Source organism: Devosia sp. 1566 (assembly GCF_004005995.1).
Taxonomy (GTDB): domain Bacteria; phylum Pseudomonadota; class Alphaproteobacteria; order Rhizobiales; family Devosiaceae; genus Devosia.
Genome location: NZ_CP034767.1, coordinates 407,921 through 432,509, shown reverse-complemented (window position 1 = coordinate 432,509; position 24,589 = coordinate 407,921). Strand labels below are relative to the sequence as shown.

Here is a 24,589-nt window from a genome sequence, read left to right as displayed (position 1 = left end):
ATCATCTCGTGGAATTATTCAACGCCCATCGTCAGTACCATTCAAGAGGCAATTTGCGCAAAAAAGCGCCACGCTAGGCGCTTTGTGACGGAACTGTCACTTAGGTTCATTGAGCTCGGGATAGATTACGGCCGAGCAGCGCCGGTTGCCGGCATCGAGCAGGGCTTGCTGCTCGGCCGATATGGTGCCGGAAAACACCGGATCCCACAGATCATTGGCTTCCACGGTCTCGAGCCCGCACTGGCAATAGGTGGTGCAAAGGCCCGGCGTCGTGCCGCCCTCGACGCAGGTGCGTTGGCAGGCATTGAGGAAGTCGGTTTGCCGCATGGCGATCTGGGGCTGCAGCCAGCCGGCCAGCGGAAACAGCACGGCGAGCAGCAGCGGCTGATGCACGAGATAGATCAGGAGGCTCCAGCGCCCCATGGTTTGCAGTACCCGCGCCAGCCGATTGGCGGGGGCAATGGCGGCGAGGCGCGTGCTCCAGCGCGACCCGATCAACCAGCGCCCGGCCAGCAGCCCCAGCAGCACCACGCCAAAGGAGGGAAAAACCGGCACGAGATCATTGGTGGGCGGCGCCACCGTCCAGAACCCCAGCCAGGACCAGGCCTTGGCGTTGAAGAACTCGTTGGAGAAGACCGCGGGCAGCACCAGCACCACCACAGCGATTAGCCCGATCAGCCAGGAGGGCGCCCGGCGCAGCGGCAGCGCCAGGAGGGTAAAAAGGGCTATGGCGTGCAGCACGCCGAAGTAAACGAAGGTGTCGGGGAAGGCGAAGAGGGTCGCGACGGTAATCGCCAGCGCTCCCAGCACCAGCAGCCCCCAGCGACGCCAGAACCGGGGCCAATCGGTCGGCACGCGGCTGCCCAGCGCCATGCCGACGCCGACAAGGAACAGGAAGCTGTACAAAATGCTGCGGGCAAACAGCACCCAGCCCGGGTCATACCCGACATCGGCGGGGATGAAGCGGAAATAGGCGAGATCCCAGCACAGGTGATAGATGATCATCGCAATGATGGCGACGCCACGGGCGATGTCGATCACCGGGAAGCGGGCGCGCACCGGTGGGGCGGTGAGCTCGCTCACCGCGCCCTATCCAGTATGGCCAGGAACGCCGCGCCATAGCGCTCGAGCTTGGCCTGCCCCACGCCGGGGATATTGAGCAGATCGTGCAACTTGGCCGGCCGGGTTTGCGCCATGGCGCGCAGGGTCGCGTCGCCAAAGACCACATAAGGGGGCACGCCCTGCGCCTTGGCGATCCGCAGCCGTTCGGCGCGCAGGGCATTGAACACGCCCATATCGGCTTCGTCGAGTTCCACCGCGCCCGCCAGTTGGCGGCGCACTTCGGCCGCTTTTTTCGGCCGGTCCTTGCGCAGGGTGACGGTGCGCTCCTTGCGGAACACGGCGCGCGCGCCCTCCCCCAGCGTCAAGGCGCCATGGGCGGCATGGTCGACCCGCACGAGGCCGGACGCGGTCAGCTGGCGCAGCACCGATTGCCAGGTGCGGCTGTCATATTCCTGGCCCTGGCCGAACACGGCCTGCTTGTCGTGGCCAAAGCGCTCGACCTTTTCGGTCCGCTTGCCCAGCAGCACATCGATGATGTGCCCCGAACCGAAGCGCTGCCCGGTGCGATAGATCGCGGCCATGGCCTTGATCGCTGCCTCGGTGCCGTCCCAGCTGGCGACGGGCGAGCGGCAGGTATCGCAATTGCCGCAAGGGCCCTCATAGACTTCGCCGAAATGGGCGAGGATCGCCTGGCGCCGGCATTCGGCAGTTTCGCAGACGCCCAGGAGCGCGTTGAGCTTGGCGTGCTCGACCCGCTTGATCTCGTCGGGCGCCCCGCCCTCGTCGATCATGCGCCGGCGCTGCACCGCATCGGCCATGCCATAGCTCATCCAGGCGTCGGCGGGCTGGCCGTCGCGCCCGGCGCGGCCGGTTTCTTGGTAATAAGCTTCGATGGAGGCGGGGAGATCGAGATGGGCGACATAGCGCACATCGGGCTTGTCGATGCCCATGCCAAAAGCCACGGTCGCCACGAGGCACACATCCTCCTCGCGCAGGAAGATGTCCTGGTGAGCCGAGCGGATGCTGGCATCCATGCCGGCATGATAGGGCAGCGCGCGAACGCCCTTACCCTCCAGCCATTGCGCGGTGTCCTCCACCTTGGCCCGCGACAGGCAATACACAATGCCGCTTTCGCCCTTGTGCCCCTCAAGGAAGCGCAAGAGCTGAGCGCGGGCATTGTCGCGCTCGATGATGGAATAGGAGATATTGGGGCGATCGAAACTGGTCTCAAATACGCGCGCCCCACCCAGGCCCAACCGCTCGATGATATCGGCGCGGGTGGTGGGGTCGGCCGTCGCCGTCAGGGCAATGCGCGGCACGCCGGGAAAGAGTTCGGTCAGCTGGGCGAGTTCGCGATATTCGGGCCGGAAATCATGGCCCCATTGGCTGACGCAATGGGCTTCATCGATGGCAAAGAGCGCGATATCGAGCCCATCCACCATGTTGCGGAAGCCGGGCGTCGCCACCCGCTCGGGCGCCACATAAAGCAAGTCCAGCTCGCCGCGGCGCAGCTGCCCGCGCACCTGGGCAGACTCTTCGGGCGACAGCGAGGAATTGAGCGCCGCCGCCGCGACCCCGGCCTGGCGCAGCGCCTCGACCTGGTCGCGCATCAGCGCAATCAGCGGCGAAACCACAATGCCCACGCCATGCCGGCAGAGGGCCGGGATCTGGTAGCAGGCCGATTTGCCCGCGCCCGTCGGAAACAGCACCACCGCATCGCCGCCATCGGCGACATGGCGCACCACTTCTTCCTGCTGGCCGCGGAAGCTTTTGTGGCCAAACACATCGCGCAGCACCGCCAGGGGATCGGGGCGAAGATCAAGCGAGGTGGTTTGGCTCAAGGCTGCCATGCGAGGGAGGGGCTCCGAAGCGGCGAATCCCGCCGCACCGTGCTTCGAGCATAGCTGAGCGTGACGGGCAACTCACAGCTGATTCAACAGCTAGACATAGCCCAGCGCGGTGAACTGGCTGTCGAACCACCACCAGCCCATTGCGGTGAGCGCCACCACGACGGCAAAGGCGATCCAGCCTGCCGCGGTCAGGTTCTTGTGGTCGGCCGTGCGATATTGGAAGCGCTCGCCCCCGAGCAGAAACACCAGCCCGAAGACGAGGCATAGCGGCACCAGCGCAAAGGCGCGCAGCTGATAGTGCACCTCGGGCGCGCCGCTTTGCGCCTGCCCGAGCGGCACCAGTAAAAAGAAATACAAAACAGCGACGCCAATGGCGATCGCCGCCAATCCGCCCAGCCGCACCAAAACACTGCGCCCCATGCCTCACCCCCGCTGCATCGCGCAACAAGGAGTGGCATGGGGCCCTCAAGAGATCAATCTGCCGCCGGCTTAGCCCCCGACGATCTCGCCACCATTGGGATGCAGCACCTGACCCGAGATGTAGGAGCTCTCGTCGCAAGCCAGGAACAGGTGGCAGGTCGCCACTTCATTGGGCTGGCCGGGGCGCTTCATCGGCTGGGAGGCGCCGAATTCGGCCACCTTGTCCTCGGGGAAGGTGGCGGGGATCAGTGGCGTCCAGATCGGGCCGGGCGCCACGGCATTTACGCGAATGCCCTTTTCGGCAAGGCTGCCCGAAAGCGAGCGGGTAAAGGCCAGGATCGCGCCCTTGGTCGAGGCATAATCGAGCAGTTCGGGCGAGCCGCGATAGGCGGTGACCGAGGTGGTGTTGACGATGGATGCGCCCGACTGCAGATGCGGCATTGCCGCCTGGGTCATGAAGAAGTAGCCAAAGATATTTGTGCGGAAGGTCTTTTCCAGCTGTTCTTCGGAAATGTCGGTGATTTCTTCCTGCGGGTGTTGTTCGGCGGCATTGTTGACGAGGACGTCGATCTTGCCAAATTCCTCGATCACCTTGCCCACGACATTGTCGCAAAAGGCCTTTTCGCCCACATCGCCGCGCAGCAGCAGGACATTCTTGCCCTCCGCCTTGATCGCGTCGGCGGTGATCTTGGCGTCCTCGGTTTCCTCGAGATAAACGATCGCGACCTCGGCCCCTTCGCGGGCAAACAGCACCGCGCAGGCCCGGCCAATGCCGCTATCGCCGCCGGTGATGATCGCGACCTTGCCGGCAAGCCGCCCGTTGCCGGGGAATTTGGGGGCAAAATCGGGTGCCGGGGTCATTTCGGTTTCCCGGCCGGGCTGATGGTCCTGGTGCTGGGGCGGATTGATCTGATCGTCGGACATGGGGGAACCTTCTGGGTTGGTGGGGAACTAGTGCTTGCGGCCGGAGCCGGATTGCTTGCCCCCGCCATCCTGCTTGTTGACGGTGGCCCAGGCCCGGCGCTCGGCCTCCTCTTCAGGCAGGCCACGCTTTTCGTAGCCTTCCTCGATATGCTCGGCCTTGCGCTTTTGCTTGTCGGTGTAAGCGGATTTGTCGCTTTGAGGCATGGTGGATCTCCCTCTTGCGGAGCGGCAAAGGTGGACCAGCGCTGACGGGAAGGACCCGCGCGCTGCCGTCACTGCCAAGCCGTCGATAAAGGGAAAAAGATCGGGCGCCCGGATTGTTCCGCCGAGCGCACCAAGATTAGCCCAAGGGCAGCGGCCGGCTCAAAAAGGGCGAGCCCGGTTCGGCAAAGCGCCAGGGCGTATCGGCGCCCTTGGTGATGCCGATGCGCGGCCCAGTGCCGACGCGCGCCTCACCAGTTGCCGCCAGCACGGCAAAAGGCGGCTCGTCGAGCGGCAGGCCATTGTGCCTGCCATCAATCCCCAGTGCCTGGCACAGCTTGCCCGGCCCAGAACAGAGCTGGCGATCGGGCAATCCGCCCCGCCGCTCGCGCATTTGCGCGATGCCGGTGGTGGGCTCGAGCGCGCGGATCAACACCGCGCTGCCGGGCTCGCAAACGAAATTGAGGCACCAATGGATGCCGTAGATCTTGTAAACATAGGATTGGCCGGGCGGCCCGAACATCGCGGCGTTGCGCGGCGTCGGGCCGCGAAAGCTATGCGAGGCCGGGTCGGCCCCGTCATAGGCTTCCACCTCGACCAGCCGTCCGCCGACCCCGTCGACGAGCAGGGTCGCGCCGATCAGCTCGGCCGCGACCTGCGTCACCGGACGGTTGAAAAACGCTGCGCTCAGCAACGTTTGCGCCACTCAGGGATCCTTGAAGGCGACGCAGTCGATCTCGACCTTGCAATCCACCATCATGTGCGACTGCACGGCCGAGCGTGCCGGCGGATGTTCGCCGAAATAGCTCTTGTAAACGGCGTTGAAGCTCCAGAAATCGCGGGGATCATCGAGCCACACGCCGCAGCGCACCACATGTTCGAGCCCGTAGCCGGCTTCCTCAAGGATCGCGATCAGGTTCTTGATGGTCAGATGGGTTTGCTCGACGATGCCGGTGCCAACGATCTCGCCGTCCTTCATCGCGACCTGGCCCGAGACATAAAGGAAGCCGCCGGCTTCCACCGCCCGCGCAAATGGCAGGTTCTGCCCGCCCGCACCGCTTTTCTCCGCCCCATAGCGCTTGATCGGCATGTATCCGGCTCCTTTTCGATTTTGTCCTTCTGGCCAAAACCTAGCCGCTTTCGCGCCCCCTTGCGCCCCGCGACCTCCAAAAGCCTGTGCAAAATCTTTGCGGACCGCCCGCGCAGAACCCGAGCGCCGCCGCCAACTCGATCAGTCCCCTCCCCCTTGAGGGGAGGGCTAGGGTGGAGGTCCATCGGCGGGTCACCAAACCCACCCCCTCCCCAAGGAGGAGGGAGGGCAAATCACCCACATCTGGGATGAATGATCGGCCTGTTGGCCACTGATCGAAGTTAGTGCTTACCGCCGCTGCGATTGCCCTTGCCCAGGTCGCGTTCGGCCCGGACATCCTTGTCGAGCTTTTCAAAGCTTTCGATCAAACCATCGGTTTCGCCCTTGGCGCCGGCTTGCGCCTGGCGCTGGTTGACCACATTGGTCTGGTTGTCGCCTTGCAGGCTGTTCTTGCCCTGGATATCGGCGGCAAGGTCGAACTCGTCGAGGGTGGCGCCGGGCTCGCCCTGGCCGGCAGTTTTGGCGCCCTGCTGGCCGCCGCTGCGATTGCCGGTATTGCTGGAAGGATTGGCCATGTTGGTTCTCCTTTGGGTTGCACCAAAACCAACGTGTCCTTTCCCCAGATGTTCCCCCGCCATCGACTCACAGTCGCGCCAGCAAGCTTGCTGCAGTGGCGCTTTACGCCACCTGGGAGTGCACATAAGGTGGCAGCGCCGGGGGGCATGAGGGTGGGACCAATGCGCGTGATGATGCGGAGTGTCGCGGTGCTTGGCGCCACGCTGGTTGCCATGCTGGCCAGCGGGGCGCTGGCCCAGCCAAGCCGCACCGAGCTGTTGCCCGGCATCGACCTGCCCGGCTTTGATTATGCCGTGCAACAGAACACCACCATCGGGGCCTGTCAGGCCGCCTGCGAAGACGACAATCTTTGCCGCGCCTTCACCTTCAACACCGAAGCGAACTGGTGCTTTCTCAAATCGGGCAGCGCCGATGAGGTCCCCTTCGCCGCCGCCAGTTCCGGCCGCGTCAGCCATGGCGCTTCCCCCGAAGAGATCACCGCGGCCCGCCAAACCGAACTGCCCTTTCCCGCCGCCGACCTGATCGATGCAGCCCGACGCTTTGCCGCCGAGCTCGAACAAACCGATCCACCCCCGCCCAATGCCAGCTATGCCGATCTCGTGGCGGAGGGGCGTGCTGCCGCCGCCGAAGCCAATCCAGCCGCCGCCATGTTGAACCTGCGCCAGGCGCTGGCGATCAACGGCAATGACCCCGCCGTTTGGCTGGAGCTGGCAGAGCTCGCCCTCACGCAAGCTGACGCGGTGGCCGGCCAATCTGAGGGCGACAACAGCTATGATCTGGGCGTTGTCGGCACCTCGGCCGCGCTCAACGGCTTTCTGGCGTCCGAAGGGGAAGCCGAGCGCGCTTATGCCCTGTCCCTCCTCGGCCGCGGCCTCGCGCGCCGGGAAATGTGGCGCGAAGCCATTGCTACCTATCGCGCCAGCATTGCCCTTGCGAATGATCCCGCCACCGCCGAGCGGCTCGAACAAGCCGTGGCCGAACACGGCTTTCGCGTTGTCTCGCATGAGGTGGATGCGGAAGCCGTATCGCCGCGCATCTGCGTTGTGTTTTCCGATCCCCTGCCCGCTGGCAATACCGACCTGACCCCGTTCGTCATGGTCGAAAACGCCCCGACGCTGGCGGTGGAAACCGAAACCAGCCAGATTTGCCTTGATGGCGCCGAACATGGCCGCCGCTATGAGATCCGCCTGCGCGCCGGCCTGCCTTCGGCCGACAACGAGACCCTGCGCAAGGATGTGGCGCTGAGCGTTTACGTGCCCGACCGTTCGCCCTTTGTGGGCTTTGCCAACAATGCCTATGTGCTGCCCGCGGGTCTCGGTGGCGGGCTGCCGATCTCCTCGATCAATGCCGAAACCGCAGAAGCGGTGATCTACCGCATTGGCGACCGCTCCATTGCCGCCGCCGTGCGCAATAATGTGTTTCGTGGCACCCTGACCGGCTATTCCGCCGAAACCGTGGCCAATGACTATGGCGAAAAGCTCTGGGAAGGCGAGGTCGACCTTGCCACTGGCGCACGCAACGCCATGACCACCACCGCCCTTCCCGTGGCGGACGTCCTGGCCGGGGTCGCACCCGGCGCCTATGTGATCACCGCCCGGGTCAAGGACAGCAAGAGCGAATATTGGGACGAGATCGCCACCCAATGGTTCATCGTCACCGATCTGGGCCTCACCACTATTGCCGGTGAAGATGGCGTGCATGCCTTTGTGCGCTCGCTGACATCGGCCGAGCCGGTGGCCGATGCCAGCCTGCGCCTCGTTGCCGTCAACAACGAAATCCTGGGCGAAGGGCGCACGGACGCGCAGGGGCGCTTTGACTTTACGCCGGGCCTTGCCCGTGGCACCGGCGGCCGCGCGCCCCAGTTGCTCGTCGCCGAAACCTCGGCCGGCGATTATGCCTTTCTCGACGTGTCCCAGCCCGCCTTCGATCTGACCGACCGCGGCGTCGAGGGGCGCCCCTCGCCCGGTCCGCTCGATCTGTTTGCCACCACCGAGCGCGGTGTCTACCGCCCCGGGGAAACCGTCTTTCTCACCGCGCTCCTGCGCGACAACCATGCCGAGGCGGTCAAGGACCTGCCGCTGACCCTCGAGGTCGAACGCCCCGATGGCGTCATTGCCTCGCGTCAATTGCTGTCCGACGTGGGTAGCGGCAGCTATCACCAGGCCCTGCCCCTGGCGGCCGAAGCCATGCGCGGCTCCTGGCATCTGCGCCTTCTTGCCGATCCCAAGGCCGAGCCGCTGGCCAATATTGCTTTCCTCGTGGAAGATTTCGAGCCCGAGCGGCTGGCCTTCGAGGTCACCGCCCCCGAAGGCCCTGTTAGGCCTGGCGGAACGGCCGCCATCGATGTTGCCGCCCGCTATCTTTATGGCGCCACCGCGCCCGATCTGAAGCTTGAGGCCGATCTGGTGCTGCGCCCGCGCACCACGCTCCCGGCTTTCCCCGGCTATCAGTTCGGCCGTCTGGATGATGCCATCGAAACCGACCGCCGCCCGCTCGGCGTCGTCGCCACCACCGGCAGCGACGGCACTGCCGCGGCCGAACTCACCATCCCCGAGCTGCCCGTCACCACCAAGCCGCTCGAAGCGCAGTTGCTGTTCCGGCTCGTTGACACCAATGGTCGCCCCGTCGAGCGCAGCCTTACCCGCCCGGTGCGTGCCGCGACCAACCTCATCGGCATCAAGCCCCTGTTTGGTACCGGCGACCTGCCCGAAGGTAGCGAAGCCCGGTTCGACATTCTCGTGGTCGGCACCGATGGCGAGCCCGTCGCCGTTACGGACCTGCAGTGGACGCTGTCGCGCATCGAAACCAGCTACCAATGGTATCGCGACGGCAGCACCTGGAAGTGGGAAGCGATCAGCACCAGCCGCGAAGTCGCCAATGGCGAGCTCGACACCACGGCCGCTGGTCCCGCCACCATCGCCGCACCCGTCGCCTCGGGTCGCTACCAGCTCGACGTCGATAGCCGCGGCCCCGGCGCCACCGCCAGCAGCTACGGCTTTTATGCCGGCTACTACTATGCCGAAGCGGGCTCGGACACGCCCGACACGCTCCAGGTCGCCCTCGATAAACCAGCCTATCGCGCCGGCGACACCGCAACGCTGCGCCTTGAGCCGCAATTTGCCGGCACGGCGCTCGTCATGGTGGTCGATCAGGGCATCATCGACATGCTGGCCGTCCCCGTCCCGGCCGAAGGCACTTCGGTCTCGCTCCCCGTCACCGAGGCTTGGGGGCCGGGCGCCTATGTCACCGCCATTCTTTATCGTCCCTCCGACGCCGCCGAAAAGCGCATGCCCGCCCGCGCGCTCGGCCTCGCCTATGCCGATGTCGATCCGGGCGATCGCGTGCTCGAAGTCAGCATCGAAGCGCCCGAGATCACCCTGCCGCGCGAAGCGGTGACCGCCCGCGTCAAGCTCGGCAATGTCGCGCCCGGCACCACCGCCTATGTCGCGGTTGCCGCCGTTGACCTCGGCATCCTCAATCTGACGAATTTTGCCACCCCCGATCCCGATGGCTGGTATTTCGGCCAGCGCCAGCTCGGCGTCGCCTTCCGCGACCTTTATGGCCAGCTGATCGATCCCATGCAGGGCCTGCCCGGCGCCATGCGATCCGGGGGCGATGGCGCCGGTGTCCGGCTCGGCACGCCGCCACCCACTTCGGTTCTCGTCGCGCTTCATTCAGGAACCGTTCAGGTTGATGGCGATGGTGTGGCCGAGGTCACGTTTGACCTGCCCGATTTTGCCGGCACCGTGCGCCTCATGGCCATGGCCTGGACCGATACCGCGCTCGGCCATGCCCAGGCTGATGTCGTGGTCCGCGACCCGGTGGTCACAACCCTCAGCCCACCCCGCTTCCTGCGGGTCGGCGACACCTCGCGCCTCCTGGTCGAAATCAACAATATCGAAGGCGCCGCAGGCACTTACGCCCTCGCCATCAGCACCGGCGAGGGCCTTGTGGCGGAGCTGCCGCAGCCCGACGTGACCCTCGCGACCGGCGAGCGGGTGGCGCTTGACGTGGCGCTTTCGGGCACGCAGATCGGCGATTTCCCGCTCGAGCTCACCATCACCGCCCCCGATGGCCCCACCCAAACCAAGCTCCTGACCCTGGGCGTGCTCGCCACGAGCAATCCTGCCACCACGCGCAACCTCCTGCCGCTCGAAGCCGGCGCCACCCTTGTGCTGGACGCCAGCCATTTCAATGGCTTGCTGCCCGGCACCGGTGAGTTGACCCTGGCGGTCGGCCCCATCGCGCGGCTCGATGTCCCCTCGCTCCTCGCCCAGCTCGACCGCTATCCCTATGGCTGCTCCGAGCAGGTCACGAGCCGGGCCATGCCCTTGTTGTACCTCAACAATACCGCATCCATGCTCGGTCTGGGCAACGATACCGAGCTTGATGAGCGCATCCGCGGCGCCATCAGGAGCCTCCTCGCCAACCAGAACTCGGGCGGCGCCTTCGGCCTTTGGGGCGCCTATGACACCACCGATCTCTGGCTCGATGCCTATGTCACGGACTTCCTGCTGCGCGCCAAGGCGCAAGGCTTTGCAGTTCCAGAGCAATCTCTGGAGATGGCGCTGGATAACCTGGCTAACCAGGTCGCCTATGCCAGCGAGTTCACCGATGGCGGGGAAGGCATTGCTTATGCCCTGCATGACCTCGCCCGCGCCGGCCGCGCCGCCATCGGCGATCTGCGCTACTACGCGGAAGCCCGCCTCGACGCTTTCGCAACGCCCCTGGCCAAGGCGCAGCTGGGCGCGGCGCTCGCGCTTTATGGCGACCAAACCCGCGCAGCCGATGCGTTTTTGGCTGCGGCCGACGCGCTCGCAGGGGGCGATGACCGCACCGGCTACCGCCCCGATTACGGCAGTCAGTTGCGCGACACCGCCGCCGTGCTGGCCCTGGTTGCGGAGTTCGCCCCCGCCGGAGTTGATCCATCCACTCTAGCCGCTCGCCTCAGCAAGCAGCGCAACAACGCCCAATACACCTCCACCCAGGAGGATGCCTGGACGCTCCTCGCGGCAGCAGCACTCGCCGACCAGACGGCCACCAGCAGCATCACCCTCGCGGGCGAGCCCCTCTCCGGGGATATCTTCCGGCGCCGGAGCCAGCAGGAACTCAGCGAAACGCCGGTCGAGCTGAGCAACACCGGCACCACGCCCACCGAAGCAATGGTGGCAGTGACGGGGGTCCCAGCCGTCGCCCCGCCCGCGAGCGAAAACGGCTTCAGTCTCAGCCGGCAATATTTCCGCCCCGATGGCACCCCGGTCGACCCCACCGCCACTCCCATTGCCCAGAACGAGCAATTGGTGGTCGTGCTGACGGTCACCCCGACCACACTCGGCTCCGGGCAATATCTGGTGGTCGATCCCCTGCCCGCCGGCTTTGAGATCGAGAACCCGCGGCTGGCGGGCGGCGAAGGCGTTGCCGATTTTGCCTGGCTGGAGGTCGCCACCCCCGCCCATGTGGAAGCACGGACCGACCAATATGTCGCCGCCTTCCGCTACTGGTCCGAAGCGCCCGAGTTCTCGACGGCCTACCTCGTCCGCGCGGTCACGCCGGGCCAGTTCGCCCTGCCCGGCGCCACGGTGGAGGACATGTACCGGCCAGAACTGCGCGCCAACGGGGGAGCCGGGAGCCTTGAGGTTGTCCCGGCTGGGCCATGAGCCCGGCCCCTCGGAGGCGCTGGGGCGCCCGGCGCCTCCTCGCGATCGGCCTCCTGCTGCTGCTTGTGCTGGGGTCGGGCGGCGCCCTTTGCCTGCGCGCGACCATCGAGGAGATCCGCGCCACTCTGCCGCCCGTGCCGGATCTCGCCACCATGCCGGTCTCGAGCGTCGTGGTGGACCGCGACGGCGCGCTGCTGCGCCCCTTCACCATCGCCGGGCGCTGGCGCTTGCCGGCTGCTCCAGACGCCGTCGACCGGCAATTCCTGCGCATGCTGCTGGCCTATGAAGACCGCGATTTTGCCAGCCACCATGGCATCAACTGGTGGTCGATGCTGCGGGCGGCGGGGCAGTTTGTCGGCGCGGGCGGGCGCATCGTTTCGGGTGGCTCCACCCTGTCCATGCAGGTAGCGCGGCTGCTGGAGGGCGAGCCGACGCGCAATGGCTGGGGCAAGCTGCGCCAGATGGTGCATGCCGATGCTCTCGAGCGCGCGCTGAGCAAGGACCAGATCCTCGCCCTTTATCTGACACTGGCGCCCTATGGCGGCAATCTCGAGGGCATTCGCGCCGCGAGCCTGGCTTATTTCGGCAAGGAGCCGGTCCGCCTCACCCCCGCAGAGGCCGCCTTGCTGGTGGCACTGCCGCAATCGCCCGAAGCGCGCCGGCCCGATCGCGACCCGCAGGCGGCGCTGGCCAGCCGGAATCTGGTGCTGGAGCGGATGGTGAGCCGCGGCATTCTGACCGCCGATGATGCCGCAGCGGGCATGAGCGAACCCATCCCCACCGCCCGCCATCCCTTCCCCTTGCTGGCGCCCCATCTCGCTCAGGCTGCGCTCGTGGCAGCGCCCGACCAACGCGAAATCCGGCTGACGCTCAAGCGCCCGCTCCAGGCTGCGCTTGAGCGGCTGGGGGCGGTGCGAGCCGCCCAGTTGGGACCCGGCGTTTCGGTAGCAATCCTCGTTGCCGACCAGAGCAGTGGTGCCATTGTGGCTTCCGTGGGCTCGGCGGGCCTTTTTGCCGAGGACAGCGCCGGCTTTGTGGATATGACCAAGGCGGTTCGCTCGCCAGGTTCGACCCTCAAGCCGCTAATCTATGGGCTGGCCTTCGAACTGGGACTCGCGCATCCCGAAAGCCTGATCGAAGATCGGCCCACCGCTTTTGGCAGCTATGTGCCGGTCAATTTCGATGGTTACAGTCGCGGGACGGTCAGCATCCGCCAGGCTTTGACGGAGTCGCTGAACATTCCCGCCGTGGTGGTGCTCGATGCCGTGGGCACCGCCCGGCTGGTGTCGCGGCTGCGGCGAGCGGGCGCTACGCCTCTCCTGCCCAAGGGCGCCGCGCCGGGGCTGGCGATGGGCCTGGGCGGCGTCGGGTTGACCTTGCGCGATCTGGTTGGGGTTTATGCTGCGCTTGGCCGCGGCGGCACCCCGGTCCACTTGCATGAAACACTGACCCAGGCCGACGAACCACCACTGGCAGCCCCCGTGCTGGATGCCACCGCGGCCTGGTATGTCGCCGACATCTTGGGTGACGTGCCGCCGCCGCTCAATGGCTCTCCCGGCCGTATCGCCTACAAGACTGGAACTTCCTATGGCTACCGCGATGGCTGGGCAATCGGATTTGATGGTCAGACTGTGATCGGTGTCTGGGTTGGCCGCCCGGATGGCGCGCCAGTTCCGGGCCTTTCGGGTGTGTCGAGTGCTGCGCCGATCCTGTTCGAGAGTTTTGATCGGCTCGGGGCACCCGCCGTGCCTCTGCGCCAGCCGCCTCCGGGCGTGCTGCGCACGGCGAATTCGGAACTGCCTCAGCCCCTGCGCCGCTTTCGGCATCCTGATGAAACAAGGGTAGCCCAGCAGAGCGGGCCAGAGATTGCTTTTCCCCTCGACGGGGTCGACCTTGATCTGGGGCTCGCAGGGGGATCTGACAGCCCCTTGACGGTCAAGATCCGCAACGGCGCCCCACCCTTTACCTTTTTCGCCAACGGCGCGCCGATCGGGAGTTCGGCCTTTGCCCGCCAGAACAGCTGGCATCCCGATGGACCTGGCTTTGTTGAACTGGCCGTGGTCGATGCCCAAGGGCGCGCAGATTCGGCCACGGTGTTTGTTCAATGACGGCCATGACTTATGTATGCTCATTTGTGATGCAACCGAACTGGTTAGCCGTTTATTTACCGTGTTAGAAATCAGTCGGGGATTGCGTGTTGATCAAACTTGAGCGCCTGTTACCCAAAACTCGGGTGCCCTGGGACGCAGTGGTGGTGACCGTGCGGGAGTCTCTGGGGCGAACTGTGGCCGATGTTGCCGCGGTGGATGTTATCGCCGACTTTCCCCTGCCGGTGCCGGCGGCCCTGGCCGCCGCCGAGGAGCTACGGCGCAAGACGGGTCTCAACCGCATCGTCGTAATGGTGGAAGACGAGCGGCTTTGGCGCAATGACTGGGGCGAACTGGCCTGAAGTCACCGTAGTTCGCCGGCTGGTACCTGATAAGCTGCCGCGGGCTTTACTTTCCCACCGCGAGCGCTTATTTGTGCAGCATACGCGTTTCCAGCCCAAGCGGCTGCGGATTTTCGGCGCGGCTTCCTTCGTTTTATTGCGCAGGTTTATCAACCGCAGGCTCATGGCCGAGCGGTTGTTGAGCTCGACCTGACAGGTTTGGGAAGCGCTGCCATCGCCACGATGCTCACCATCATGGTCGATTTGCCGAAGAGCTGAAACCAAAGCGCGTTGTTCGCCCTTACTCGTCGAGGGGCAGGCTTGGCGGCCAGGTTCAATGTGAACCGCACCGCCGAGGCGGCGCCGGATTGGTGCCAGCCAGCCCTCCCCTTGCCGAACCATCAACCCTGCGCGCGTCCAACTCTTTTCAGCCCGCAGGAACTCGCCCCAAAGCGCCACAAGCGTTCAGCGAGTTAGCATAGCCCCCGCTCCAGTGGGGCTCCTAGAACGAGACCGAATGACACATACCGACTACACTGCCCCCGCCGAGCTTTTCCTTGGCCGTGATCACCAGACTGCCTTCGAACAGGGGGCCAAGCGGTTCCGGACCGCTGCCCAGGCCATCCGCTTTGCCGTTGAAGAAGCTGCACCCGTGAGCCTGCATGGGGCACTGCTCCAGGTGGGCACCAAGGCTTATCGTAAGCATGAACTCACTCAGCTTTACCGCAGCGCCGATTTCCCGCTGCCGCGCAAGCACTGATCAACTTGGCGGCAATGCGGCGCACAAGCTAGCTGCAAAGATCAACAGACCGGCGCCAGAAGTGATCTGGCGCCGGTCTGTTGTGTCGAGCGTGGTTTGCGGGTCGTCCGGCTCACGCGGCAAGCTTTATTGGATCTTGACGCCCGCCTCGGCAATCACTGGCGCCCAGCGCTGCACTTCGGCCTGCACATATTCCCCCAGTTCTTCGGGTGTGGAGCCGACCACAACAGCCCCTACTTCTGCCAAACGGGCCGTCACAGCGGGATCCTTGACCGCCGCGACCGCTGCCTCATTAAGCTTGGCGATCACTTCGGGCGGCGTTCCGGCTGGCGCAAAAAGCGCATTCCAAGTGTTGGTTTCGTAACCGGGAACTCCTGATTCATCCATGGTCGGCAGGTCGGGGAAGCTGGGCGAGCGCTCGAGCGTCGTAACCGCCAGCGCCCGCAGCGTACCGCCCTTCATGTGCTCGCTCGCGGAAGGCAGATTGTCGAAGATGATCGGCACGGCGCCGCTGATGGCGTCCACCAGTGCAGGGCCCGAACCCTGATAGGGAACGTGAACCATTTCAACTCCGGCCATGGATTTGAACACTTCGCCTGAAAGGTGGAGGGGCGTGCCATTCCCTGAAGAGGCATAGGCATATTCTTCGGGCTTGCTCTTGAGCTCGGCAATCAGCTCCTCGACAGTGTTGGCTGGGAAATCAGGATTGACCAGAAGCACATTAGGCACCGTCACCAGCAGGGAGATCGGCGTGAAATCGGCCACCGGATCAAAGGGCGGCGTGGTGTAGAGCGAGGCGCTGAGGGCATGGGTGGCGATGGTGCCCATCAGGATCGTGTAGCCGTCTGGGGTTGCGTCGGCCACCGCAGTGGCACCGAGCACGCCGCCGGCACCGGCCTGGTTGACCACCAGCACCTGCTGGCCAAGTTGCTGGCTCATGGCTTCGGCAACAACGCGCCCCACCAGATCGGTGGAGCCGCCGGGTGCAAAGGGCACAACGAGGTTGATGGACTTGGTGGGGAAATTGTCTTGCGCCAAGGCTGGAGTGACCAGGGCTGAGGCGAGTGACAAGGCGGCGACAAGCAAAGACGTTGGTTGCATTTATTCCTCCCGATGAATGGGCGAAGCCGCTCTGCGGCGGACATTCGCCCGTTTGGTGTAGCTTGAAAAAGCGGTCTCAGTCCTCCTCGACAAAAACCTCCTGCCGTTTCTTGCGGATATTGGGCAGCACCGCAATCACCACCGCCAGAACCGCCAGGGCGAGCAGGGTTGCCGAGATGGGCCGGGTGACAAAGATCATCGGATCGCCCCGCGAGATGATCATGGCGCGGCGCAGATGCTCTTCGAGCAGCGGCCCCAGCACAAAGCCCAGCAGCAGCGGCGCCGGCTCGCAACTGAACCGGATCAGCACATAACCGACAATGCCGAAGAACCCGATGGCATAGATGTCGTAGATGTTCTGGTTGATCGAGAAACACCCGATACAGGCGAAGAGCACGATGGCCGGAAACAGCGCCCGGTAAGGAATGGACAGCAGTTTCACCCAAAGCCCGATCAGCGGCAGGTTGAGCAGCACCAGCAGCACATTGCCGATCCACATCGAAGCGATGATGCCCCAGAACAGCGCCGGCTGGTCGTTGATGACGTTGGGGCCGGGCGTGATGCCCTGAAGAATAAAGGCACCCACCATCAGCGCCATCACGGGGTGAGCGGGGATACCCAGCGTCATTAGCGGAATAAAGCTGGTTTGGGCCGCAGCATTATTGGCCGATTCCGGCCCGGCCACCCCTTCGATGGCGCCGTGCCCGAATTCCTGTGGATTCTTGCTCAGCCGCTTTTCAGCGGAATAGGAGGCAAAGGATGCCAGGATGTGCCCGCCACCGGGCAGGATACCGAGCACCGACCCCAGTGCCGTGCCGCGCAGCACGGGACCCGTGGAGCGGCGGAAATCTTCCTTGGTCAGCCACAGATTCTTGACGGCCTTGACCATGATCTCGCGGCCTTTTTCGACCTCCAGATTGCGCAGGATTTCGGCGACGCCGAAGATGCCCACGGCAACCGACACGAAGTTCAAGCCGGAATAAAGCTCGCGGATGCCGAAGGTGAAGCGCGGCTGGCCGGTATAGATGTCCTGCCCAACCATGCCCAGCAGCAGGCCAAGCACGATCATGGCGAGGGCCTTGAGGATTGAGCCATGCGCCAGCGCGATGGAGACCAGCAGGCCCAGCACGATCAGCGCGAAATATTCGGGCGCACCGAAATTGAGCGCCGCTCGCGCCAAGGGCGGCGCGAAAAAGGCCAGCAACAGCGTGCCCACGGTCCCGGCGAAAAACGAGCCCAGCGCTGCGGCGGCGAGTGCTGGGCCCGCCCGACCCTGCTTGGCCATCTGGTAACCGTCAATGGCGGTTACCGCCGAGGAGGATTCACCGGGCAGATTGATCAGGATCGCGGTGGTGGAGCCGCCATATTGCGCGCCGTAATAGATACCGGCGAGCATGATCAATGCGGTGGCCGGCGAGAGCGAAAAGGTAATCGGCAGGAGCATGGCGATGGTGGCGGTAGGCCCGATGCCCGGCAATACGCCCACCAGGGTGCCCAGCAGGACGCCGATGAAACAATAAAAGATGTTGATCGGATCGAGCGCAACGGAAAAGCCAAGTCCAAGCGAAGCAATGATATCCATGGCCGTCTCCTATCGCCCGAGCCAGGGGCCGACGAGCGGCACGGAAAAGCCAAGTCCGATCACAAAGATCAGCGCGCACATCACCGTTAGTCCCACCGCCAAGATCACGGCAAAGACGGGCGAATTGTTGCGGCTGGCCATCGCGGTGGCGAACGCAGAAATGAAGACCACGGGCACAAAGCCAAGGCCCCGGATCGTTGCGGCAAAAAAGATGATCGTCCCGAGAATCAGCACGATCGCCCGCCAGGACGGCGGCGAACGTGTTTCCTTGTCGGGCTTGCCCAGCCCGCTGATGGCCACTGCAGCGCCAAGGGCGACGAGTACACCCCCCAGCATCAGCGGCATGAAGCCCGGGCCCATGCGAAAGGCCGTGCCCACTTCATAGTGCAGGGCTTCGGTGGCGAAATAGGTGCCGAAGGCCACAAACAGCCCGCCGGAAACGAGCTCTTTAGTCGATGCATTGACCGCCATCAGCCGGTCACTCCTTTTCTGCGCTTAGATGCAGTATCGATATGCCGAGGGCCAGGTCGCGGCGCATCGCATCGCGCCACGACCTCGACACTCGACAGCACGGGGTCCTCAGACCTCGCGCGCCTTACTCAGCGAAGACGCCGGCGGCTTCGATCACGCCTTTCCACAGTGCAATCTGGCTGGTCAGGGTTTCGGTCAGTGCTGCGGGGGTCGCTTCATCGGCAGAAACCGGGACGGTGCCCAGTTCGGCAAAGCGGCTCACCACGGTTTCGTTGGCCAAAGCGGCCTGGAGCGCGGCTTCGAGCCGGGCAATGATCGCTGCATCGGTGCCGGCAGGCGCATAAAGACCGTGCCAGACGCCGATCTCGAGCTCAAGACCGCCTTCGGCCGTGGTCGGCAGGTCGGGCAAATTGCTCAAACGGTCTGGCGTCGTCACCGCATAGGCCTTCACTTCGCCGGCCTGGATCTGGCTCGTCGTATTGGTGGTCTGGTCGCAGATCATGTCGATCTGGCCGCCGATGATGTCGGTCATGGCCGGGCCGGCACCCTGATAGGGCACGGTGGTCATTTGCGTATCAAGCGCGTTCATCAGCAGCATGCCGCACAACTGGCTCGCCGAACCGATGCCGGCATGGGCATAGGTGATGTTCTCGCCATTGGCCTTGATGTATTCAAGCAGCTCGGACAGCGTGCTGGGCTCGAAATCCTTGCGCGCCACCAGGGTCATCGGCACCGAAGTGATGAGCCCGATCGGCTCGAAATCGGTGGTCGGGTCATAGGGCAGACTGCGATAGAGGCTGGGCGCCGTCGACATGCCGATATGGTGCAACAGCAGCGTGTAGCCGTCATTGGGCGCGGTCGCGACCTGGCCGGCACCCAGCGTGCCGCCCGCGCCACCCACATTTTGAATCACCACCTGCTGGCCCAGATCGGCGCTCATCACTTCGGCAACAAGGCGCGCAACCGTGTCGGTCGGCCCGCCGGCCGAGAACGGCACCACGACCGTGATCGGCTTGGTCGGGTAATCCTGCGCGAAGGCGGTGGAGGCAAGGCCGAGGCCGGCAACGAAAGCGCCAGCGGCAAGGGCAGTCAAAGTCTTTTTCATTGTTGATCCTCCCGGGGGATAAGCAAGGGGCAGCAGATCGTGCCCACCCCGATGCTGGAAGCTTTGCAATCGCCGTGCCAAGCGGCATACGCAAGGCAGATATGCAGGGAGCTTCTGGCGTGCTAGCAGTTCCGGCAAGAACTTGCCGAGCTTCTACCAAGATCTGGCAAAAACCTGCCAGGGAGACGAATGCCCCAACTCTTCACCCCATTGGCCAGCACCAACCGCGCGCAGCTGGCGCGAGCACTGGGCGCATTGGTGCTGGTGACCGCGGTAGGCTGGGCGTGCCTCGAGTTCGCCTTGGCCGGCGCGATCCGCAATGCTGGGCATGAAGCGGATCGGCGGCTTGCCCTCTTCGATCGCACGCTTGAGGCCATCATCGAGCGCTTTCATTATCTTCCCTCCTCGGTAGCCCTTGCCGCCGAAGCGCGCGACCTGCTGCAAAGCCCCGCCAACGACGAGTTGCGCGAGCGCGCCAATGGCTTTTTGTCCAAGCTCAATGATGCGGCCGGCGCGAGCGAATTGTTCATCATGAGCACGGATGGGCAGGTGGTCGCCGCATCCAACTGGTGGGCCTATGACAGCTTGCTCGGCGAGAAACTCGGCTATCGCCCTTATTTCGAAGAAGCGATGTTCGATGGCGACGCCAAATTCTATGCGGTGGGCACGGTCACCGGTGTTGCCGGCTATTTCCTGGCCCGCCGGATCGATGGCCCGGACGGGCCGCTGGGCGTTGCAGTGACCAAGATCAATCTGGGGGAGATCGAGGCGACCTGGTGGCGTTCGGGCGAGTTGATCGCCATTGTCGATAACAACGCTGTCGCCATCTTGTCGACGCGCCCGGACTGGCGCTATCGCCCGCTCCTGGCGCCCTCCCCAGCCGAGCTGTCCCGCATCACCGACCAGCGCCGCTATGGCGACGGGGGCTGGGTGGAAACGCCTATCGCCGCCGATATCTGGCCCTCGCGCGGCACCCAGCTGGCTTATCTCACCGGCCAGGACAGCGAAACCCGGGGCCTATTCACTGTCGATGAGATGCGCCTGCCCACCCATCAATGGCGGCTGGTGTCCTTTACGCCCATGACCCCGCTGTTCCGTTCGGCCTGGATTGCCGCGGCTGCGGGCGGGCTGGGCGCCGCGGCCGTGCTCCTCATCCTCGCGCTTCTCTGGCAACGCCAGCGCATCGTCGCCCAACGCCTTGCCGATCACGAACAGCTCGAGCAGCGCGTGGCCGAACGCACGGAAGCCGTTCACGTCGCCAATGAAGCTTTGCGCGCCGAGATTGCCGAGCGCATTCACGCCGAGCGCGCGCAGGCTGAAGCGCAGGCGGGGCTGGTGCAGGCGGCCAAGCTCGCCAGCCTTGGCCAGGCGCTTGCGGGGGTAGCCCATGAGGTCAGCCAACCCGTCGCGGCGCTGACCACGCACTTGGCCAGTGCCAAGCTCATCGCTACCCGCTCGCCCAATACGGATATCACCCCGATCCTGGTCACCATGGACAAGGTGGTCGATCGCCTCGCGGCCCTCACGAGCCATCTCAAGACCTTTGCGCGCAAGGACACGCGCACCGAACAGCAGTCCGAGCTGGGCAGCGTCATCAACAACGCCCTCGACCTCGTCGACCACAAGCTGCGCGCCTTTGGCATTGATGTGGAATATCAGCGCCATCGCGCCGCGCTGCCGGCCACCGGCAATCCCGTTCATCTCGAACAGGTTGTGATCAACCTCCTGTCCAACGCCGCCGATGCGATGGAACATAGCGCGGTGCGGGTGCTGTCAATTGGCGTGCACCGGCATGAGCGCAGCGCCGAGATAGTGGTCACCGATACCGGGACCGGCATCGCCCCGGCCGATCTGGGCAATGTCTTCGACCCATTCTACACCACCAAGGAAGTCGGGCGCGGGCTGGGCCTCGGCCTTGCCATATCCTATGGGCTGGTGCGCGATCTGGGGGGCGCCATCACCGTACGCAGCTCTCCCGAGCAGGGCTCCACCTTCACCGTCCGCCTTCCCCTTGCCCACTCCAGTGTTGCGGAGAAACTATTCGCATGAGCGATCCCCTGGTTCTAATTGTTGACGATGAGGAGATGGTGCGCACGGCCCTTGCGCAATGGTTGCGCCTCTCCGGCTTTGCCGTGGAGGTCGCGACCAGCGCCGCCGAAGCCCTGCTGGCGCTCGATGATGTGCATCCCGATGTAGTGCTGACCGATGTGCGCATGCCGGGGCTGTCGGGCATGAACCTGTTGCGCACCGTACGCGACCGGGCGCTGCCCACCGAGGTCATCCTCATTACCGGTCATGGCGATGTGCCCATGGCCGTGGGGGCCATGCGCGCGGGTGCCTTTGATTTCCTGCAAAAGCCCTATGTGCCCGACGAACTCGTCGCCAGCCTTCATCGCGCCGTGTCGCAGGCCGCGCTCAAGCGCGAAATCGCCCAGCTGCGGCGGCGCCTCGATGGGGGCGAAAATGAACTCGCCGCCCGCCTGGTCGGCGCCTCAGGGATCATGGAAGAGCTGCGCCATGCCATCCGTGAGCTCGCCCCCATTCCAACCGACGTCGTGGTGCTGGGGGAAACCGGCACGGGCAAGGAAGTGGTCGCCCGGTGCCTTCATGATTTCTCCCCCCGCGCCAAGGGCCCGTTTGTCGCCGTCAACTGCGCCGCGATCCCGGCCGAGCTCATTGAATCGGAGTTGTTTGGCCACGAAGGCGGCGCCTTTACGGGCGCCAAGGGCCAGCGCATCGGCAAATTCGAGTTCGCCAATGGCGGCACGCTGCTGCTGGACGAGATCGAATCCATGCCGCTCCTCGCGCAGGCCAAGGTGCTGCGGGTGATCCAGGAGCGCACCGTGGAGCGCCTCGGCTCCAACCGGCAGATCCCGCTCGATCTGCGCATTGTTGCCGCGTCCAAAGTGGATCTGCGCGCTGAGTCAGAGGCCGGGCGGTTTCGCGCGGACCTGTTTTATCGCCTCAACATGGCGACGCTCCAGCTGCCCCCCATGCGTGAGCGCGGTGACGATTGCGTCATGCTGTTCCACCATTTCCTTGCCCAAGCCGCCCACCGCTTTGGCCGACCGGTGCCTCCGCTCCACCCGGCCGACATCAATGCCCTGGTGATGCATTCCTGGCCGGGCAATGTGCGCGAGTTGCGCGCCGCCGCCGAACGCTTTGCGCTAGGTCTTCACCCGTCGGGCCATTCGCTCCAGGCGATCCTTGATCCGCGCATCAAGGCGGTGCCAGTTTCGGGCCTGAGCCTGGCCGATCGTGTCGCGAGCTATGAACGGCACGTCATCGAGGCCGAACTGTCTCTCCACGCCGGCTCGGTCGCGGCCGTTGCCGAAACCCTCCAGGTCCCCCGGCGAACGCTTAGCGAGAAAATGACCCGCCTCGCGGTCCGAAGAAGCCTGCAGGAGACGTAAACGCATCTGGTTGCCAGCCGGCGCGGCCGCCGGCTGGCAACCGTCTCCCAAGGGAAAGCTGGCGCACTCACAACCGACCTCGCCGAGCACTGCGGCAAAGGCGGGTGGAATAATCTAAGTCATGGAAAAGAAGTGGCGCGCCCGCTGCGACATAGATGGGCACTGTAATGATTGGGAAATTCTGATCCCAACTGGGGCAGCGAAGGCCAAGAGACCCGCGGCTAGCTCGAGCGCCGGGCATGGCTGAAGTGGGGTGGCAAGCCGACCGACTGCTCTTGGGCGGCAGGTAGCAATAGCTGCCACGCAGTAAATGCGCCCTCGTACCGGCACGCGTGATCGCCCGCCGGGGGTGGAACCCGGCGCCACCGCCAAAGTGCCAGAGAACCAACTTTCGCGACCCTGCTCAGGGCGCGACGATCTCAGCGACAGGCTTCGTTCTGCGCCGCAGGGATCGCGAGGAAGGTGATGGTTGCAGGGACAAAGGCGAGTTCGCCCGCGCCCACCTGCTGGCCCGCCATCGCTGGCAGCGCATCGCCGGCGCCGAGCTCGAGCGGCGTGCCGTTGAGGGTCACTGACGTGTCGGTCACGCTGGTGGCGGCGAGCGTGAAGCGCTGCGCGGCCACCGGTATGGCCAGGCTGCGGCTTGCCGCACGATCCGTGTTGAGTACCAAAAGCGCCACGCCCCCCGCCGCTCTGCGCAGGTTATGGGCATAGACATGCAGTCCGGGTCGATTGGTGAAGCCGGTATCGAGCACTGTTGTTCCCATTAGCCCGCGCCATAGCAGCGCCCCCCAATAGCTTGGCTTAGGCGTGAAGTCGCCTTCGTGGAGCAGGCTGTAGCCGCTCGCCGCAAGGGTGTTGTGGAGCACGACCTCCACCTCCTGACGGGCCAAACGCCCGAGTTGGTCGAGATAGCGGAAGGTGTCGAGAAAGCTGCCGGCCCAGGGGTTTCCACCACAGGCCGTTTCCCCCGTTTCGGTGTTCCAGAAGCGCTTGCCCGGCATCCAGCGATCCCGCACGCGCCGGCAATAGGCGAGCGTTTGGTCGGTCCGGGAAAGCCACCCCTCGCCCAGCGCTCGGTCCGGGCTGGTTTGATGGCCCATGGGTGCGCCGCGCTGCGATACCGCGCCGTAATGATGGTAGGAAAAGGCGTCGGCGCCCCCGGTGTACTGCGCCAGGTCCTCACTTTTCAAAATCTGGAAGCTGCCATAACCGCCGCGCGCGACCGCCCAATTGGCATCCGCCTCGCCCACTGAGCCGGGACCCAGCAGCGCAGTGTCCGGAAACTCGCGGCGCAGCATCGTTTCGAAAATGTTGAAGTCGCGACCAAAGTCCGCCGCGGTGTAGTTGGGGGGCGCCGCCCAGGCTCGCCATCGTGGGCTCGTTGAAGTATTCAGCCGCGGCGACCATCCCGCCATGCGCCTTGGTAAAGGCCAGCCATCTGCGCGCCGCGTCGGGCTGCCAGACTGCGTCGGCGTCGCGGGTACCTCCGCTCACCGCCATGGAGGTGACAATGGGCGCCTCAACCGCGCGCGAAAAATCGATAGCCCCCTGCCATTGCTGTTGCGTCAGCACGCTGCCAAAGCCCGGGGGCGGCGCCGCTGGCGGGTTGTCCCCCTCAGCAAAATACGTCGAATTGGCCCAGGTGCCGCTTATGCGCAGAAAGGCCGGCGCCAGTGCCTTGGCCAGCAGGCGCAGATTGGTGAGATTGATCGGGGCACGATATTCATAAAGATTGGGGTCCATGCCAGCAGGCACCCCTTGTTCACCACCAGGCGCGGCGCCATCAGAGCTGGCGGCTTTACCCATGGAGCTATAGGGCTTCCAGAACCTGCCGCCGGTCACCTCGAGCATTTCGATGTTGAAGGACTGATAGCGCTCATGCACCTCGCCAATGCGCTTCATCACCGCCGGAGCAAGCTGGACGACCTCACCCATTGTCCCCCCCC

At 64.8% G+C, this 24,589-nt stretch carries 19 protein-coding genes and 1 pseudogene; 6 read left to right on the top strand and 14 right to left on the bottom strand.

Annotation, left to right across the window (positions count from 1 at the left end; genetic code table 11):
- Positions 1-96: 96 nt before the first annotated feature.
- The 8 genes and pseudogenes from ELX51_RS02060 to ELX51_RS02030 all read right to left on the bottom strand — a co-directional run bounded on the left by ELX51_RS02060 (position 97) and on the right by ELX51_RS02030 (position 6,122).
- Entirely contained in the window at positions 97-1,083 is a 987-nt protein-coding gene (locus ELX51_RS02060) for a heparan-alpha-glucosaminide N-acetyltransferase (protein ID WP_127751948.1), read from the bottom strand.
- On the bottom strand, positions 1,080-2,912 hold the full coding sequence (gene recQ / locus ELX51_RS02055; protein ID WP_127751947.1) for a DNA helicase RecQ: 1,833 nt from the start codon (positions 2,910-2,912) through the stop codon (positions 1,080-1,082). Before recQ ends, ELX51_RS02060 begins: the two co-directional genes overlap by 4 nt.
- Before the next feature lie 90 nt (positions 2,913-3,002).
- A complete protein-coding gene (locus tag ELX51_RS02050) occupies positions 3,003-3,332 on the bottom strand; it encodes a hypothetical protein (RefSeq protein WP_127751946.1) in 330 nt (109 codons plus the stop codon).
- 69 nt (positions 3,333-3,401) lie between these two features.
- Positions 3,402-4,256 carry an SDR family oxidoreductase gene (locus ELX51_RS02045; RefSeq protein WP_127751945.1) on the bottom strand — a complete coding sequence of 285 codons (855 nt, stop codon included), beginning with the start codon at positions 4,254-4,256 and terminating at the stop codon, positions 3,402-3,404.
- Between the two features lie 36 nt (positions 4,257-4,292).
- Positions 4,293-4,460, bottom strand: a pseudogene (locus tag ELX51_RS19890) (plasmid stabilization protein); the annotation flags it as partial.
- Between the two features lie 136 nt (positions 4,461-4,596).
- Positions 4,597-5,163: a DNA-3-methyladenine glycosylase gene (locus tag ELX51_RS02040; protein ID WP_248305222.1), complete on the bottom strand. Its 567-nt coding sequence runs from the start codon at positions 5,161-5,163 to the stop codon at positions 4,597-4,599.
- Entirely contained in the window at positions 5,164-5,547 is a 384-nt protein-coding gene (locus ELX51_RS02035; RefSeq protein WP_127751944.1) for a RidA family protein, read from the bottom strand. It lies immediately after the preceding gene.
- Positions 5,548-5,828: 281 nt separating this feature from the next.
- Positions 5,829-6,122, bottom strand: a complete 294-nt coding sequence (locus ELX51_RS02030) for a hypothetical protein (protein ID WP_127751943.1) — start codon at positions 6,120-6,122, stop codon at positions 5,829-5,831.
- A 171-nt stretch (positions 6,123-6,293) separates the two neighbouring features.
- Between ELX51_RS02030 and ELX51_RS02025 the strand changes: the two genes are divergently transcribed.
- The 4 genes from ELX51_RS02025 (at position 6,294) to ELX51_RS02010 (ending at position 14,968) form a co-directional block, all read left to right on the top strand.
- Complete coding sequence (locus ELX51_RS02025) at positions 6,294-11,780, top strand: alpha-2-macroglobulin family protein (protein ID WP_248305308.1); 5,487 nt, start codon at positions 6,294-6,296, stop codon at positions 11,778-11,780.
- Complete coding sequence (gene pbpC, locus ELX51_RS02020) at positions 11,777-13,888, top strand: penicillin-binding protein 1C (protein WP_127751941.1); 2,112 nt, start codon at positions 11,777-11,779, stop codon at positions 13,886-13,888. Before ELX51_RS02025 ends, pbpC begins: the two co-directional genes overlap by 4 nt.
- 86 nt (positions 13,889-13,974) lie before the next feature.
- Positions 13,975-14,229: a hypothetical protein gene (locus tag ELX51_RS02015; RefSeq protein ID WP_127751940.1), complete on the top strand. Its 255-nt coding sequence runs from the start codon at positions 13,975-13,977 to the stop codon at positions 14,227-14,229.
- Positions 14,230-14,725: 496 nt separating this feature from the next.
- Positions 14,726-14,968 carry a hypothetical protein gene (locus tag ELX51_RS02010; RefSeq protein WP_127751939.1) on the top strand — a complete coding sequence of 81 codons (243 nt, stop codon included), beginning with the start codon at positions 14,726-14,728 and terminating at the stop codon, positions 14,966-14,968.
- Positions 14,969-15,094: 126 nt separating this feature from the next.
- Here the strand turns inward: ELX51_RS02010 and ELX51_RS02005 are convergent, their stop codons facing one another.
- From ELX51_RS02005 to ELX51_RS01990, 4 genes are all read right to left on the bottom strand, one after another.
- Positions 15,095-16,069, bottom strand: a complete 975-nt coding sequence (locus tag ELX51_RS02005; RefSeq protein ID WP_127751938.1) for a tripartite tricarboxylate transporter substrate binding protein — start codon at positions 16,067-16,069, stop codon at positions 15,095-15,097.
- Between the two features lie 76 nt (positions 16,070-16,145).
- The gene (locus ELX51_RS02000) at positions 16,146-17,651 is read right to left on the bottom strand and encodes a tripartite tricarboxylate transporter permease (RefSeq protein WP_127751937.1); all 1,506 of its coding nucleotides are present in this window, start codon (positions 17,649-17,651) and stop codon (positions 16,146-16,148) included.
- A 9-nt stretch (positions 17,652-17,660) separates the two neighbouring features.
- The gene (locus ELX51_RS01995; protein ID WP_127751936.1) at positions 17,661-18,122 is read right to left on the bottom strand and encodes a tripartite tricarboxylate transporter TctB family protein; all 462 of its coding nucleotides are present in this window, start codon (positions 18,120-18,122) and stop codon (positions 17,661-17,663) included.
- A 124-nt stretch (positions 18,123-18,246) separates the two neighbouring features.
- Positions 18,247-19,227 (bottom strand): tripartite tricarboxylate transporter substrate-binding protein, encoded by a 981-nt coding sequence (locus ELX51_RS01990; protein ID WP_127751935.1) that lies wholly within the window; start codon positions 19,225-19,227, stop codon positions 18,247-18,249.
- 189 nt (positions 19,228-19,416) lie between these two features.
- Here ELX51_RS01990 and ELX51_RS01985 point away from each other — a divergent pair, with 189 nt between their 5' ends.
- Both ELX51_RS01985 and ELX51_RS01980 read left to right on the top strand, forming a co-directional pair.
- A complete protein-coding gene (locus ELX51_RS01985) occupies positions 19,417-21,276 on the top strand; it encodes an ATP-binding protein (RefSeq protein ID WP_127751934.1) in 1,860 nt (619 codons plus the stop codon).
- Positions 21,273-22,640, top strand: coding sequence for a sigma-54 dependent transcriptional regulator (locus tag ELX51_RS01980; RefSeq protein ID WP_127751933.1), 1,368 nt, complete (start codon positions 21,273-21,275; stop codon positions 22,638-22,640). Before ELX51_RS01985 ends, ELX51_RS01980 begins: the two co-directional genes overlap by 4 nt.
- Before the next feature lie 419 nt (positions 22,641-23,059).
- Here the strand turns inward: ELX51_RS01980 and ELX51_RS01975 are convergent, their stop codons facing one another.
- Together ELX51_RS01975 and ELX51_RS01970 are read right to left on the bottom strand one after the other, a co-directional pair.
- On the bottom strand, positions 23,060-23,893 hold the full coding sequence (locus ELX51_RS01975; RefSeq protein WP_127751932.1) for a hypothetical protein: 834 nt from the start codon (positions 23,891-23,893) through the stop codon (positions 23,060-23,062).
- A complete protein-coding gene (locus ELX51_RS01970) occupies positions 23,823-24,578 on the bottom strand; it encodes a hypothetical protein (RefSeq protein WP_127751931.1) in 756 nt (251 codons plus the stop codon). The genes ELX51_RS01975 and ELX51_RS01970 overlap by 71 nt, the downstream gene beginning before the upstream one ends.
- Between the last annotated feature and the right edge of the window lie 11 nt (positions 24,579-24,589).